Origin of the sequence: Modestobacter sp. VKM Ac-2978 (assembly GCF_026968025.1) — a bacterium.
In the GTDB taxonomy this organism is placed as follows: Bacteria; Actinomycetota; Actinomycetes; order Mycobacteriales; family Geodermatophilaceae; genus Modestobacter.
The window spans coordinates 79,524-93,472 of record NZ_JAPVBP010000003.1 but is presented as its reverse complement, the minus strand read 5'-3'; the positions used below and the strand labels follow the sequence as shown (position 1 = coordinate 93,472).

Here is a 13,949-nt window from a genome sequence, read left to right as displayed (position 1 = left end):
CAGGTGGCCGTTGCCCGCACGGGCGCACAGCTCCGGCCGAGTGGAGCCTCTGCGCAACCCGCCGATGGGGCTCGGGCGCCACCTGCAACGCTGCAGGGCATGGAGCTGGACCGGACCTTCGACTGGCGGGGGCGGCAGGTCCGCTGGACCCGCTCCGGCACCGGACCCGCGGTGGTGTTCTGCCACGGCACCCCGTGGTCGTCCTGGCTGTGGGCTCCCTACGCGGACGCCCTGGCCGCGCACTTCACCGTGCACCTGTGGGACATGCCCGGCTACGGGGCGTCGTCCAAGGACCCTGAGCACGCCGTCTCCCTCGACGTCCAGGGCCAGCTGTTCGCCGACCTGCTGCAGCACTGGGACCTGGACCTGGCCCTCGACACGGCCCCGCACGTCATCGCGCACGACTTCGGCGGCGCCGTCGCGCTGCGGGCGCACCTGCTGCACGGCGCCCGCTACACCTCCCTCGCCCTGGTCGACGTGGTGGCCCTCGCCCCGTGGGGGTCGCCGTTCTTCCGCCTGGTGCACGACCACGCCGACGTGTTCGCTGCCCTGCCGCCCGCGGTGCACGCCGGTGCGGTCCGCGCCTACATCGCCAGCGCCAGCCACCGCGGGCTGAGCGCGAGCCAGCTCGATGCCCTCGTCGAACCGTGGACCGGGCCGGAGGGGCAGTCGGCCTTCTACCGCCAGATCGCCCAGGCCGACGAGGCCTTCACCGACGTCCTCGAACCGCGCTACCCCGCCCTCGATCTCCCGGTGCACGTGATCTGGGGGCGCGAGGACAGCTGGATCCCCGCCGACCGCGCGCACCGGCTGGCCGACGCCATCCCCGGCGCCCAGCTGACCCTGGTGCCCGACGCGGGTCACCTGGTCCAGCTCGACCAACCCGTACACCTCGCGACCACGCTCCGCGCCTGGCTGACGGCCCAGGCCTGAGCGCTGGCCGCCGGTGACCTCACCCGTGGGCGGCGGCCACGATCCGATCGGGACGCACCAGCACCGAACGCCCGCCCAGCCATCGGACCAGCTCCGGCGAGCCGAGCTGGTCGCCTCGCACGACGGGACCCGGCCAGTCATCGGGCACCGGCCCGCCGGAGCTGAGCACCGCCCAGCCGGGGCCGAGCAGGTCGTCCAGCCGCTGGGCGCCCTCGACCGGGGGCTGCGGTACGAGCGACCCGACCGGCGAGGCGGGCGCGACGAGGGGCCGGCGCACCAGCGGACCGCGACGCAGCGGCGGCGTCCGGCTGGCGGCGGCGAAGGCGGCCAGCCGCGGCAGCCGGCGCACCCCGGTCAGCACCGCCCGGCGCACCAGCGCGGCCCGGTCGCCCCCGCCGGTCATCAGCCGGCCGAGCAGCACCGCGACGCGGATCAGCGCCCTGGCGTGCGGCGCCCGCTCGGCCTGGTGGGTGTCGAGCAGCGCGTCGTCCGCGCCGTCCAGCACCGCCGCCAGCTTCCAGGTGAGCTGGTGCACGTCCCGTAGCCCCAGGCCCAGCCCCTGGCCGATGAACGGCGGGGTCAGGTGGGCGGCGTCGCCGCAGAGCAGCACCCGCCGGTCCCGCCACCGGTCGGCCACCTGGGCGGCGTAGGTGTACTCCGCGGTCCGGACGACGGTGCAGCCCCGCGCGCCGAACCGGCCGAGCAGCGCCGGGAGGTCGAGGTCCGCGGCCGACTCCCCCGCGGCCAGCCGGAACTCCGCGCGGTACCGGTCGCCGGCGATCGGCATGAACGTCGCCGGGCGGACCGGGTCGCAGACCTGGTGCACGCCGGGCCAGACGTCCAGCGGGGCGTCGGCGGCCAGGTCGACCACCAGCCAGCGCTCGGAGGGGCCGAGGTCGTGCATCCACGAACCGATCAGCCGGCGCACCGTGCTGTTCGCGCCGTCGCACCCCAGCACGGCGTCCGCGACCAGCTCCTCCTCGACGCCGGTGGCCCGGTCGCGGACGGTGAGACGAACCGGTCCGCGTTGTTCCACGTGCAACACCTCGACCCCGCCGCGCAGCTCGGCCCGGGGCTCGGCGGCCAGCGCGTCGCGCAGCACCGCCTCCAGGTCGGGCTGGCTGAACATCGACGCCTGCGGCCAGCCGTGCTCCCCGTCCCCCCGCCCGAACTCGACGAGCGTGCGGTGCTCGCCGTCCAGCAGGCGCAGCCCGGCCATCGGCCGGCTGACCGCGGCGAACGCCTCGGCGACGCCGGCGGCCTGCAGCACCCGCAGTGACTCGTCGTCCAGGTGCACCGCCCGCGGCTGCGGGTAGGCGGCCGGGTGCCGGTCGAGCACCAGGACGTCGATGCCCCGGCGGGCCAGCAGCAGCGCCGCCGTCACCCCGACCGGCCCGGCGCCGACCACCACCACCGTCACGGCGATGAGTCTGCCCGTGGCCCGACCCCAGGACAGACGGCAGGCCACGGGCCAGGATGCCGGGCATGGACCTGCACCTGACGGCGCCGTTCACCATCGACACCTGGGACGCGGTCCCCGACCCGGAGACCGCCGAGCCCGGCGCACCGGCCACTGCGCGGGCCGTGCTGGTGAAGACCTACGAGGGTGACGACCTCACCGGCTCGGCCACCGGCCACGCGCTCACCACCCAGGGCGAGCGCGGCGCCTCCTACGTGGCGCAGGAGCGGATCACCGGCGCCCTGGCCGGCCGGCGGGGCAGCTTCGTGCTGGAGCACGGCGCCGCCATGGGCGAGGGCGTGGAGACCACCCAGTGGGCCCGGGTGGTCGCCGGTTCGGGCACCGCCGCACTGGCCGGGTTGAGCGGAACGGGCACGGTCGCCCACGAGCTGCTCACCCTGGACGTCGTCCTGCCCGACTGACACCCCGCCCCGGCGGGGGCGGGGTGTCGGTCGATCAGCGGTCGTCGCGGGTGGCGTTGGGGTCGGGGACCATGTCCGTCTGGTCCCGGCCGTCGCCGGGCGCCCCACCGGTCGTGGCGCTGTCCGCCGGCGAACCTGCCGTGTCGACGAGCTCGTTGTTCGGCTTCCCGGGCGAGCGCCGCATCGCGACGATCAGCGCGGCGACGGCGACCAGCAGGACGGCCAGCCACAGCGTGCTCAGGTTGGCCCCGAACCCGTAGATCAGCACCAGCGAGATGCCACCGGCCATCAGGCAGTAGTAGATCGTCGGCAGGACGGTCTTGCGGATCAGGTCGCCCTCCCGCCCGATCAGGCCGACGGTGGCCGAGGCCGCCACGATGTTGTGCACCGTGATCATGTTCCCGGCCGCGCCGCCGACCGCCTGGGTGGCGACGACGGTCTCCGGGGTCACCCCGATCTGCTCACCGGTGGAGAACTGGAAGAGCGAGAACATCAGGTTGCTGACCGTGTTGCTCCCGGCGACGAACGCCCCCAGTGCACCGATCCACGGGGCGAAGGCCGGCCAGGTGTCGCCCGCGATGGACGCCGCGCCCTCGGCCAGGGTCAGCGGCATCGACGCCAGCCCGGAGTCGTTGAAGTCGGCCCCGGAGTTGATGAACACCCGGACCAGCGGCAGCGCGAACAGCAGCGCCACCGCCGCGCCGGCCAGCTGGCTGCCGGCCACCTTCCACGACGCGGCGATGTCGGCCGGCCGCATCCGGTGGATGGCGTAGGTGATCAGGCAGGTGAGGATGAACAGGAAGCCGGGCAGGTAGACCATCTGCAGCGCCTGGGCGATGCCGGTGCCGAAGATGTCGTCCACGGTGACGACCCGCCAGCCGGTGGTCAGGAACTCGGTGATCGGGTCGATGGTCCGGCTCAGCACCAGCAGGGCGGCGACGATGACGTACGGCGTCCAGGCCAGCCAGATGCTCATCTTCTTGCCGGCGACGTCCTTCTCGTCCTCCGGGGAGAGGTTGCCCATCCAGTTGGTCGCCCACCGCTCCCGGGCCGGGAAGTCCCAGGTCTCCTTCGGCATCAGGAAGCCCCGGCTGGACGCGAACATCACGATGACCAGGCCGATCAGGCCGCCGAGCAGGGACGGGAACTCCGGCCCGAGCACCGCGGCGACGGTCACGTAGGGCACGGTCATCGCGAAGGCGGCGAAGAGCGCGAACGGCCAGATCGCCAGGCCGTCGGCGAACCGCTTCCGCTCGCCGAAGAAGCCGCACAGCATGCAGGCGAGGATCAGCGGGATGAGCGTGCCGATGGTGGCGTGGATGGCGGCCACCTGGAAACCGATCCGCTCCAGGAACTCGGGGAACTCGATGCCGAGGAACGCCGTCCGCTGCTCGACGGCGTCCGAACCGGTCAGCCCGCCGCTGACGCCGACCAGGATCGGGGTGCCGACGGCGCCGAAGCTCACCGGCGTGCTCTGGATGATCAGGCCCACCATGACCGCGGCCATGGCCGGGAAGCCCAGCGCCAGCAGCAGCGGGGCGACCACGGCGGCGGGGGTGCCGAAGCCGGACGCGCCCTCGATGAAGCTGCCGAACAGCCAGCCGATGATGATCGCCTGCACCCGGCGGTCGGGGCTGATGCTGGTGAACCCGGCGCGGATGGTCGCCATCGCGCCGCTCTTCGTGAGGGTCTCCAGCAGCAGCAGCGCGCCGAAGACGATGTAGAGCAGTGTGAGGGCCAGCAGCAGCCCCTGGACCGCCGATGCGGCGATCGCAGTCGGGCTCATCTCCCAGGCGAACAGGGCGACGAGCACCACGACCACGAAGCCGATCGGCATGGCCCGTTTGGCGGGCCACCGGAGGCCGGCCAGCAGCACGCCGACCACCAGGATCGGGAGCAGGGCCAGCAGGCTGAGCACAGCGAGGTTGTCCACGTTGACGCCTCTCGTCGGCAGTGTCCGCACCATCGAGGGCGTGCGGAGTCGCTGCACTGTGACGCACCGCACGGTCGCCCGCCACCCCTGTGGACACGGGCAGGGACCGCCATCCACCCGGGATCCCCGCCATCCCGCCTTGACGGCACCCACCCGCCTCCTCAGGCTGTGAGAGAGACCACATCAACGACGACGTGGTCGCTGCAGACCTGGAGGACATGAGTTGAAGACCAAGGGCGCCATCCTGTGGGGAATCGGCCAGGAGTGGTCGATCGAGGAGATCGAGATCGGGGACCCTCGGGCCAACGAGGTCACCGTGGAGCTCGCGGCCTCCGGGCTGTGCCACTCCGACGAGCACCTGGTCACCGGCGGCACCCCGGTCGGCTCCTACCCGGTGCTCGGCGGGCACGAGGGCGCCGGCGTCGTGACCGAGGTGGGCCCCGGTGTCACCGGGCTGGCGGTCGGCGACCACGTCGTCACCGCGTTCATCCCGGCCTGCGGGCAGTGCCCGCCCTGTTCCAACGGCCACCAGAACCTCTGCGACCTCGGCGCCAGCCTGCTGGCCGGGACGTCGATCTCCGACGGCTCCTACCGGGTGCAGACCGGAGGCAAGGACGTCGTCCCGATGTGCCTGCTGGGCACGTTCGCCCCCTACATCACCGTGCACGAGGCCTCGGTGATCAAGATCGACCCGAACATCCCGCTGGAGGTCGCCGCGCTGGTCGGCTGCGGCGTGACCACCGGTTGGGGCTCGGCGACCAAGGTGGCCGACGTCCGGCCGGGCGAGACGGTCGTGATCATGGGCGCCGGCGGCGTGGGCATGAACGCGATCCAGGGCGCCGCGGCCGCCGGGGCGCTGCGGGTGGTGGTGATCGAGCCGGTCGTCGCGAAGCACCAGTGGGCCAAGGACTTCGGCGCCACCCACGTGTTCTCCAGCGTCGAGGAGGCCACGCCGGTGGTCAACGAGATGACCTGGGGCCGGATGGCGGAGAAGGCGATCATCACCGTCGGCGACATCCAGGGGGAGGACATCCAGGCCGCGGTCTCGATGATCGGCAAGGGCGGCCGGGTCGTCGTCACCGGCATGGGCAACGCGGCCAACATGGACGTGAAGCTCAACCTGTTCGAGTTCACCCTGCTGCAGAAGGACCTGCAGGGCGCCATCTTCGGTGGCGCGAACCCGCGCGCGGAGATCCCCGCCCTGCTCGCCCTCTACCAGGCAGGTCAGCTCAAGCTCGACGGGCTGGTGACGCAGAAGTACTCCCTGGCCGAGATCAACCAGGGGTACCAGGACATGCGCGACGGCAAGAACATCCGCGGGATGGTCGTCTACACCGACGCCGACCGCTGACCGGACCCGCGCCCCGTCGGTGGACGGGGCGCGGGCCGCACGGCGGCACCCGCCTGCGCCGGGTCCAGCGGGACGGCGGTGCGCAGCACGGCCGGGCCCAGCCGCAGGACGCCGTCCGACCGTGGTGCGCAGCGGATCCCCGCCCGCCCGCGCAGCCCGCGGTGTGCGCCGGGGCTGAGCGCGAGGTCCAGCCAGGCGCACGGGTGGGCCGGCCGCCCACCGGCCAGGACGACGACCCCCTCCCCGCAGTCCAGGCTGAACGGCTGCCCGCGCAGCGCCTCGACCTCCGCACCCCGCAGGACCACGTTGCGCCGGGCGGCGAGCGGGTCCAACGGCCCGCTGCCCAGCTCGCCGGCCAGCCGCTCCAGGCCCTCGGCGGCGAGCACCGTCACCGAGGCGTCCCGGTGGGCGGGCCGGCCGAAGTAGCGGTCGCCGACGATGCCCAGCCCGGCTCGCACCTCGACCCGGTCGGTGCGCTCGACCGGTCCGGCCAGTGCCGGGTCGGGCCGGCCGTCCCAGCGGTGCGCCGGCGAGGCGAGCAGCCCGACGACCTCGACGTCGTAGCGGTACGGCAGGTCGTCGTCCGTCACCCGCCGATCGTCCCCCAGGGGCCGAGAGCGCGGGCCCCCGCCGTCCCACCCCTGACCCACCACCACCACAATGGCCATCCTGGTGGCCCGGCTCAGGGGCCAAAGTCGCGAGTTTGGCCTCTGCTAGCGGTCGGCGGTGCGGTGGATGGGGCCGGCGACCTCGGCCAGCCGCTCGCCGGTGCCGCCCCAGCGGCCGGCGATGATCTCGGCGGCGATCGAGACGGCGGTCTCCTCGGGGGTGCGGGCGCCCAGGTCCAGTCCGATCGGTGAGGCGAGACGGACCAGTTCGTCCTCGGTCAGCCCGGCCTCGCGCAGCCGGGCCAGCCGCTCGTCGTGGGTGCGCCGGGAGCCCATCGCGCCGACGTAGGCGACCGGCAGCCGCAGCGCGACCTCCAGCAGCGGGACGTCGAACTTCGGGTCGTGGGTGAGCACGCAGAGCACCGTGCGCTCGTCGAGCGCCCCGGCGTCCACCTGGGCCTGCAGGTACTTGTGCGGCCACTCCACGACCACCTCGTCGGCGTCGGGGAAGCGGCGGGCGGTGGCGAACACCGGCCGGGCGTCGCAGACGGTCACCCGGTAGCCGAGGAAGGACCCCACCCGGGCCACGGCGGCGGCGAAGTCGATCGCGCCGAACACCACCATCCGGGCCGGCGGGGCGAAGGAGGAGACGAACAGCGTGAGCTCGTCGCCGCGCCGCTCGCCGTCGTGGCCGTAGGTGAGGGTCGCCGTCCGGCCGGCGGCGAGCATGCCGCGGGCGTCGTCGGCGACGGCGTCGTCCAGCCGCTGGGCGCCGAGCGTGCCCGAGGCGCGGTCCGGCCAGAGCACCAGCCGCTTGCCGAGCCGGTCGGCCGGGCCCTTGACGCAGGTGACGACGGCGACCGGCTCGTGCGCGCCCACCGACGCGGCCACGTCACCGAGCTCGGGGAAGGACTCCCGGGAGATCGCCTCCACGTAGACGTCGAGGATCCCGCCGCAGGTCAGCCCCACGGCGAAGGCGTCGTCGTCGCTCACCCCGTACCGCTCCAGGGTGGGCTCGCCGCTGGCCAGGACGTCCTGCGCCTCCGCGTAGACCGCGCCCTCGACGCAGCCGCCGGAGACGCTGCCCACCGCCGTCCCGTCCGGGCCGACCAGCATCGACGCCCCCGCCGGGCGCGGCGCGGAACGCCAGGTGCCCACCACGGTGCCCACGCCGACGGTCTCCCCCGCCTGCCACCAGCCGACCAGGTCGTCAAGAACGTCGCGCATCTGCGTCCTCCTGTCGGTCGGCCTCGGTCGGAGGCTCGCCGCGAGCTTGCGAGTGGTGAGGGGACCGAGGTCCTTCAGGCATGAAGATCCTCCTGTCGGGTCCGGGCAGCGGCCCGCCGCGAGCGTGCGAGTGGTGAGGAGCCCGGGGTCCTCTCGATCACCCCTGCCAGTTCCTCGAAGGCGGCCAGGCTGTGCCCGGCGACGAAGCAGTCGATCGACGGCAGCGCCGCCACCATCCCGCCGGTCAGCGGCTCGTAGCCGGCCCGGCCCTTGTGCGGGTTCACCCAGACGACGGCGTGCGCCAGCCGGGCCAGCCGGGCCATCTGCTCGCCCAGCAGCTCCGGGCCGCCGCGCTCCCAGCCGTCGCTGCAGACCACCACGATCGCGCCGCGGGCGGTGCCGCGCTGGCCCCAGCGGTCGAGGAACGCCTTGAGCACCTCGCCGATCCGGGTGCCGCCGGACCAGTCGGGGATCGCCGAACCGCTGGCGGCCAGGGCCTTGTCCGGGTCGCGCAGCCGCAGCTCGCGGGTCACCCGGGTCAGCCGGGTGCCGATGGTGAAGACCTCGGTGCTGGCCGGCCGGGCGCGGACGGCGGCGTGCGCGAACCGCAGCAGTGCGTCGGCGTAGGGGCTCATCGACCCGGAGACGTCGATCAGCAGCACCACCCGGCGCGGGCGCGGGCGGGCCCGGTGGTGCACCAGCCGGGTGATCTCGCCACCGTCGCGCAGCGCCCGCCGCACCGTGCGCGCCTGGTGGATCGCCCCGTGTGCCGACGGGCTGCGGCGCCTGGACGCGCGCATCGGGCTGGCCGGGACCAGCAGGGCGAACAGCCGGCGCAACTGGTCGCGTTCGGCCACGGTCAGCTCGGCGACGTCCCGGTGCCGGAGCACCTCCTCGCCGCTGGCCTGGGTGGCCAGCTCGGTGGGCTCCCCGCCCTCCTGGCTGCCCTCACCGGTCTGCAGCGGCGCGGACTGCGCGACCCGCTGCTCCTCCGCCCCCGACGGCCGCCGGGCCCGCGGCGCCTCGCCCCCGAAGTAGGCGGCGAAGCCGGCGTCGTAGCGCTCGAGGTCGTCGGGGCTGGCGCAGAGGGTCAGCCGGCCGGACCAGTAGACGGCGGTGGGGTCCAGGACGTCGAGGTGCGCGACCGCGGCGAGCATCGCCTCGACCCGGTCGGGGGAGGCGTCGACGCCGGCGTGCCGCAACGTGCGGGCGAACCCCAGCACGGTCGTGACGACGTCCCGCTGCTCACCCGCCACCGAACAGCGCTCCCCGGGCGAGGGCCTGCACGCGGTCGGTGTCCTCCCGGTACTTCAGCACCGCCCCGAGGGTGCGGGCCGCGGTGTCCGGGTCGAGCTCGCGGGCACCGAGGGCGTGCAGCGCGGTCGCCCAGTCCATCGCCTCGGCGACCCCGGGCGGCTTGAGCAGGTCGAGCTCCCGGAGTCGGGCCGTGGCTCGCGAGACCTGACGGGCCAGCTCCTCGGTGACGTCCGGGAGCCGGCGGCGCAGGATCGCCACCTCGCGCTCGAAGTCGGGGTGCTCCAGCCAGTGGTAGAGGCAGCGGCGCTTGAGCGCGTCGTGCACCTCCCGGGTGCGGTTGGAGGTGAGGACGACGAGCGGCGGCGTCTGCGCGCGGATCGTGCCCAGCTCCGGGATGGAGATGGTGAAGTCGCTGAGCACCTCGAGCAGGAACGCCTCGAACTCGTCGTCGGCCCGGTCGACCTCGTCGATGAGCAGCACCGACGGGGAGTCCTCCAGGGCCTGCAGCAGCGGGCGGGCCAGCAGGAACCGGCGGTCGTAGAGCGAGGCCTCCAGCTCCTCGGCGCGCTCGGCGGTACCGGCGGCCTCGGCGGCGCGCAGGTGCAGCAGCTGGCGGCCGAAGTCCCAGTCGTAGAGGGCGTGGCTGGCCTCCAGGCCCTCGTAGCACTGCAGCCGGTAGATCGGCCGGCCGGTGACGTCGGCGAGTGCCCGGGCCAACGCGGTCTTGCCGACCCCGGCCTCGCCCTCCAGGAACAGCGGGCGGTGCATCACCAGCGCCAGGTAGGCCGCCGTCGCCAGGCCCTCGTCGGGCAGGTAGCCGGTGCCCTCCAGCGCAGCGGCCAGCGCCGCGGGGTCGGCGGGCAGCGTGGGCTCGGTCACAGGTGGCAGCATCCCATCCGCACCGCGGTGGTGATCAGTCCGCCGTCATCACCGTCAGGTACTCGTCGTAGCTGGCGATGACGTCCTCCAGGTCGACGGCCTCCGGGAAGTCGGCGACGTCCTGGTGCCTGCGCAGGAACTGCACGGTGCGCAGGACCACGTCCTCCTCGTCGTCGGCGCCGAGTTGGTCCATCACCTCGGGGGTCACCTTGAACCAGGTGCGCACGTCCTCCAGCTCGCTCGGCTGGGTCACGAGGTAGCCGTGCTCACCCTGGGCATCGATCTCGATGTCGTCGGCCATGCACCCGACCTACCCGCGCGCCGCCAGCCAAACGCGGGTCGACCCGCCCCGACCACCGTTGAGCCGCGCCACGGCACGGCGCAACGGTCGGTCCAGCGGCTCAGGGTCGACGGAGCGGCTCAGGTCGGACGGGTCCGGGCCGGTCGAGCAAGATGGGCCCATGCCGGACCTCTCCCTCGGTGACGACCTGCGGGCCTTCGTCGACACCTCCCCGTCCCCGTCGCACGCCGTCGCGGAGCTGGCCCGGCGGTTGCGCGCGGCCAGCTTCACCGAGCTCGCCGAGGCCGACCGGTGGGAGCTCACCCCCGGCGGGCAGCACTTCGTCGTCCGGCACGGCAGCCTGATCGCGTTCCGGGTCGGCAGCGCCTCCCCGGCCGAGGCGGGGCTGCGGCTGGTCGGCGCGCACACCGACTCCCCCACGTTCAAGGTGCGGCCGCGCAACGACGTCCGGCAGGCCGGGTACCGGCTGGTCGGCGTCGAGCCCTACGGCGGCGGGCTGTGGCACACCTGGCTGGACCGGGAGCTCACCGTGGCCGGCCGGGTGGCACTGCGCGGCGGCGGCACCGCACTCGTGCGGTTGCCCGGTGCGCCGCTGCGGCTGCCGTCGCTGGCGATCCACCTGGACCGCAGCGTGCGCGACGGCCTGAAGCTGGACCCGCAGCGGGAACTGGTGCCCGTCTGGTCCCAGGACCTGGGCACCGAGCCGGGCCTGCGGGAGGCGCTGGCCAGCGAGGTGGGCGCGGCCGTGCAGGACGTCGTCGGGCACGACCTGGTGCTCGCCGACACCCAGCCGGCCGGCCGCACCGGCGCCGACGGCAGCTGGATCGCCGCGCCGCGGCTGGACAACCTGGCCAGCTGCCACGCCGGGGTGACGGCGCTGATCGCCGCGGCGGCCACCAGCCGCACCCAGCTGCTGGTCGCCAACGACCACGAGGAGGTGGGCAGCGGCTCGATGTCCGGGGCGCGCGGCAGCTTCCTGGAGGACGTCGTCCGCCGGCTGGTGGCGGTCCTGGACGCCGGTGACCCGCAGGCGCTCCCCCGGGCACTGGCGCAGTCCCGGCTGGTCTCGGCGGACATGGCGCACGCCGTCCACCCGACCCGCTCCGACCGGCACGAGCCCGGCCACCAGCCGCAGCTGGGCGGCGGGCCGGTGCTCAAGGTGAACGCCAACCAGGCCTACGCCACCGACGCGGTGACCAGCGGCTGGTTCGCCGAGCGCTGCGCGGAGGCGTCGGTGCCGGTGCAGTGGTTCGTCACCCGGGCCGACCTGCCCTGCGGGAGCACGATCGGTCCGCTGACGGCGACCCGGCTGGGCATCGCGACCGTCGACGTCGGCGCACCCATGCTGGCCATGCACTCGGCCCGCGAGCTCGCCTCGGCCCTCGACGTCCCGCTGGTGGTCGGCGCGCTGACCGCCTGCTTCGCCGACTGATCGCGCCGGGGGAGGGTCAGGCGTCGATGCGCCGGCGGCCCGGGGCCCGGCCGATCCCGACGGCGACCAGGAACGAGCCGAGGAACAGGCCCACGGCGATCAGCAGGGCGCCCACCATGAAGAGCCCGGTCTCGTCCTGGCGGCCTGCGTCGACCGTCCAGCAGAGCGTGAACGGCACGGTCACCACCAGCGCCGCGACGAGCGGCCGCTGCACCCACCCGACCAGCACCGCGGCGGCCAGCAGCGTCAGCACGCAGCCGACGACCTGCCACGTCTCGTAGGGGCCCGAGGTCGTGCTGGTCTCCGGGTCGAACTGGTACTCCCGGTCCCAGGCCAGCCACGCGACCCAGGCGAGCACGCTCAGCCCGGCCGCGCCGGCGGTCAGGGCGGTTCGACGTCCGGTCATGCGCCGGAGGATAGGGCGCGCGGTGGCGGATCGGGCCCGGTCAGGCGCGCGCCGCGATCGCGGCGAGGTCCAGGCCTGGGTCCAGCGCCCCGTACTCCAGGCTGCGGTCGGCCCCGAGACGGGCGGAGACGAAGGCATCGGCGACGGCGGCCGGCGCCTCCCGGATCAGGACGGCGCCCTGCAGGGCGAGCGCCAGCGCCTCCACGACCCGGCGGGCGTGCTGCGGAGCGTTCCCCGGGTCGGCCTGCACCCGGCCGATGAACGCCCGGGTGGTCTGCACGTGCGCGTCGAAGGCCCGGTGCTGGCCCAGCGCCGAGCCGATCTCCTCGTCGACGGCGGCCACCGACTCCGGCTCGCGGGCCAGCGCCCGGAGGACGTCGAGGGCGATCACGTTGCCCGAGCCCTCCCAGACCGCCATCACCGGCTGCTCCCGGTAGCGGCGGGCCAGCGGGAAGACCTCGGTGTAGCCGTTGCCGCCCAGGCACTCCAGCGCCTCGTAGGCGTGGTGCGGCCCGCGCTTGCACACCCAGTACTTCGCCACGGGGGTGGCGAGCCGGCGGAACGCGGTCGACTCGGCATCCTCGCTGTCGTACGCCGCGGCCACCCGCAGCGCGGTCCAGGTGGCGGCCTCGGCCTCCAGCTGCAGGTCGGCGACGACGGCGGTCATCGCCGGCTGGTCGATCAGCGGAGCGCCGAAGGCGCGGCGGTGCCGGGTGTGCCAGGCGGCCTCGGCGACGGCCTGCCGCATGCCGGCGGCGCTGCCCAGGACGCAGTCCAGCCGGGTCTGCCCGACCATCTCGATTATGGCGCGGACTCCGCGTCCCTCCTCCCCGACCAGCCAGCCGACCGTGTCCTCCAGCTCGATCTCCGAGGAGGCGTTCGACCGGTTGCCCAGCTTGTCCTTGAGCCGCTGGATGCGGAACATGTTGCGGTCACCGCCCGGCAGCACGCGGGGCACCAGGAAGCAGGAGAGGCCGGTGCCGGTCTGGGCGAGCACCAGGAACGCGTCGGACTGCGGGGCCGAGCAGAACCACTTGTGCCCGGTCAGCCGCCAGCTGCCGTCGCCGGCGTCGACCGCCCGGGTGGTGTTGGCCCGCACGTCCGAGCCGCCCTGCTTCTCGGTCATCGCCATGCCGAAGACCGCGGAGGACTTGGTGGCCGGGTCGCGCAGCTCGGGGTCGTAGTCCCGGGAGAACACCTTGGGCAGCCACACGTCGGCCAGCTCCGGCGCCGCCCGCAGCGAGGGGACGACGGCGTGGGTCATGCTCACCGGGCAGGCGTGCCCGGGCTCGACCTGGGCGAAGAGCATGAACGCCGCCGCCCGGGCGACGTGCGCACCGGGCCGCGGCTCCGCCCAGCAGCTGGTGTGCGCGCCGTGCGCGACCGCCGCGGCGCTGATCCGGTGGTAGGCGGGGTGGAACTCGACCGCGTCGACCCGGTTGCCCCAGCGGTCGTGGCCGGCGAACACCGGCGGGTGGGTGTTGGCGAGCTCGGCGTCCCGCTGGAAGTCGGCCTGCCCGACGAGCGACCCGACCTCGGCGAGGTGGTCGGTGGCCCAGCCGGCGCCGTGGCGCTCGACCGCCTCGGTCAGGGCCGGGTTGGTCGAGTACTCGTCCAGGTCGACCCTCGGCGGCGCCTGGTTGAGGACCTCGTGCGTGCGGCTCACCGCGCCTCCTCACCGACGTGGTCCCGGTTCCCCAGGAGTGGACCACGGCCGTGCGCCGGATCGGCGGATCAGGCG

General features: G+C 74.4%; 13 protein-coding genes. 4 read left to right on the top strand and 9 right to left on the bottom strand.

Going from position 1 to position 13,949, the window contains the following annotated elements; all coding sequences use genetic code 11:
• Window positions 1-99: 99 nt before the first annotated feature.
• On the top strand, window positions 100-933 hold the full coding sequence (locus O2W53_RS07955) for an alpha/beta fold hydrolase (protein WP_269162502.1): 834 nt from the start codon (window positions 100-102) through the stop codon (window positions 931-933).
• Window positions 934-952: 19 nt separating this feature from the next.
• On the opposite strand, the gene O2W53_RS07950 is transcribed toward O2W53_RS07955, so the two are convergent.
• Window positions 953-2,353, bottom strand: a complete 1,401-nt coding sequence (locus tag O2W53_RS07950; protein WP_269162500.1) for a bifunctional 3-(3-hydroxy-phenyl)propionate/3-hydroxycinnamic acid hydroxylase — start codon at window positions 2,351-2,353, stop codon at window positions 953-955.
• A gap of 65 nt (window positions 2,354-2,418) precedes the next feature.
• On the opposite strand from O2W53_RS07950, the gene O2W53_RS07945 reads away from it, so the two are divergent.
• Window positions 2,419-2,814: a DUF3224 domain-containing protein gene (locus tag O2W53_RS07945; RefSeq protein WP_269162498.1), complete on the top strand. Its 396-nt coding sequence runs from the start codon at window positions 2,419-2,421 to the stop codon at window positions 2,812-2,814.
• A gap of 34 nt (window positions 2,815-2,848) precedes the next feature.
• Here the strand turns inward: O2W53_RS07945 and O2W53_RS07940 are convergent, their stop codons facing one another.
• Window positions 2,849-4,747 carry an L-lactate permease gene (locus O2W53_RS07940; RefSeq protein ID WP_269162497.1) on the bottom strand — a complete coding sequence of 633 codons (1,899 nt, stop codon included), beginning with the start codon at window positions 4,745-4,747 and terminating at the stop codon, window positions 2,849-2,851.
• Window positions 4,748-4,970: 223 nt separating this feature from the next.
• Here O2W53_RS07940 and O2W53_RS07935 point away from each other — a divergent pair, with 223 nt between their 5' ends.
• On the top strand, window positions 4,971-6,098 hold the full coding sequence (locus O2W53_RS07935) for an NDMA-dependent alcohol dehydrogenase (protein WP_269162496.1): 1,128 nt from the start codon (window positions 4,971-4,973) through the stop codon (window positions 6,096-6,098).
• On the opposite strand, the gene O2W53_RS07930 is transcribed toward O2W53_RS07935, so the two are convergent.
• The 5 genes from O2W53_RS07930 to O2W53_RS07910 all read right to left on the bottom strand — a co-directional run bounded on the left by O2W53_RS07930 (window position 6,077) and on the right by O2W53_RS07910 (window position 10,370).
• On the bottom strand, window positions 6,077-6,688 hold the full coding sequence (locus O2W53_RS07930; RefSeq protein WP_269162495.1) for an MOSC domain-containing protein: 612 nt from the start codon (window positions 6,686-6,688) through the stop codon (window positions 6,077-6,079). The genes O2W53_RS07935 and O2W53_RS07930 overlap by 22 nt on opposite strands.
• Before the next feature lie 123 nt (window positions 6,689-6,811).
• Window positions 6,812-7,933, bottom strand: coding sequence for an XdhC family protein (locus tag O2W53_RS07925; RefSeq protein ID WP_269162493.1), 1,122 nt, complete (start codon window positions 7,931-7,933; stop codon window positions 6,812-6,814).
• Between the two features lie 74 nt (window positions 7,934-8,007).
• The gene (locus tag O2W53_RS07920) at window positions 8,008-9,189 is read right to left on the bottom strand and encodes a vWA domain-containing protein (protein ID WP_269162492.1); all 1,182 of its coding nucleotides are present in this window, start codon (window positions 9,187-9,189) and stop codon (window positions 8,008-8,010) included.
• Entirely contained in the window at window positions 9,179-10,069 is an 891-nt protein-coding gene (locus O2W53_RS07915) for an AAA family ATPase (RefSeq protein WP_269162490.1), read from the bottom strand. The genes O2W53_RS07920 and O2W53_RS07915 overlap by 11 nt, the downstream gene beginning before the upstream one ends.
• 34 nt (window positions 10,070-10,103) lie before the next feature.
• Entirely contained in the window at window positions 10,104-10,370 is a 267-nt protein-coding gene (locus tag O2W53_RS07910) for a hypothetical protein (RefSeq protein ID WP_269162488.1), read from the bottom strand.
• Between the two features lie 160 nt (window positions 10,371-10,530).
• On the opposite strand from O2W53_RS07910, the gene O2W53_RS07905 reads away from it, so the two are divergent.
• Window positions 10,531-11,802 carry a M18 family aminopeptidase gene (locus O2W53_RS07905; RefSeq protein WP_269162486.1) on the top strand — a complete coding sequence of 424 codons (1,272 nt, stop codon included), beginning with the start codon at window positions 10,531-10,533 and terminating at the stop codon, window positions 11,800-11,802.
• A 16-nt stretch (window positions 11,803-11,818) separates the two neighbouring features.
• Here the strand turns inward: O2W53_RS07905 and O2W53_RS07900 are convergent, their stop codons facing one another.
• Window positions 11,819-12,208, bottom strand: coding sequence for a hypothetical protein (locus O2W53_RS07900; protein ID WP_269162485.1), 390 nt, complete (start codon window positions 12,206-12,208; stop codon window positions 11,819-11,821).
• 40 nt (window positions 12,209-12,248) lie between these two features.
• Complete coding sequence (locus tag O2W53_RS07895; RefSeq protein WP_269162483.1) at window positions 12,249-13,874, bottom strand: acyl-CoA dehydrogenase family protein; 1,626 nt, start codon at window positions 13,872-13,874, stop codon at window positions 12,249-12,251.
• Window positions 13,875-13,949 lie beyond the last annotated feature (75 nt).

Bases quoted from the DNA above. Each gene is read 5' to 3' on its own strand.
- O2W53_RS07945 (WP_269162498.1), top strand. From the start codon at position 2,419: ATGGACCTGCACCTGACGGCGCCGTTCACCATCGACACCTGGGACGCG.
- O2W53_RS07900 (WP_269162485.1), bottom strand. From the start codon at position 12,208: ATGACCGGACGTCGAACCGCCCTGACCGCCGGCGCGGCCGGGCTGAGC.
- O2W53_RS07955 (WP_269162502.1), top strand. From the start codon at position 100: ATGGAGCTGGACCGGACCTTCGACTGGCGGGGGCGGCAGGTCCGCTGG.
- O2W53_RS07925 (WP_269162493.1), bottom strand. From the start codon at position 7,933: ATGCGCGACGTTCTTGACGACCTGGTCGGCTGGTGGCAGGCGGGGGAG.
- O2W53_RS07910 (WP_269162488.1), bottom strand. From the start codon at position 10,370: ATGGCCGACGACATCGAGATCGATGCCCAGGGTGAGCACGGCTACCTC.
- O2W53_RS07905 (WP_269162486.1), top strand. From the start codon at position 10,531: ATGCCGGACCTCTCCCTCGGTGACGACCTGCGGGCCTTCGTCGACACC.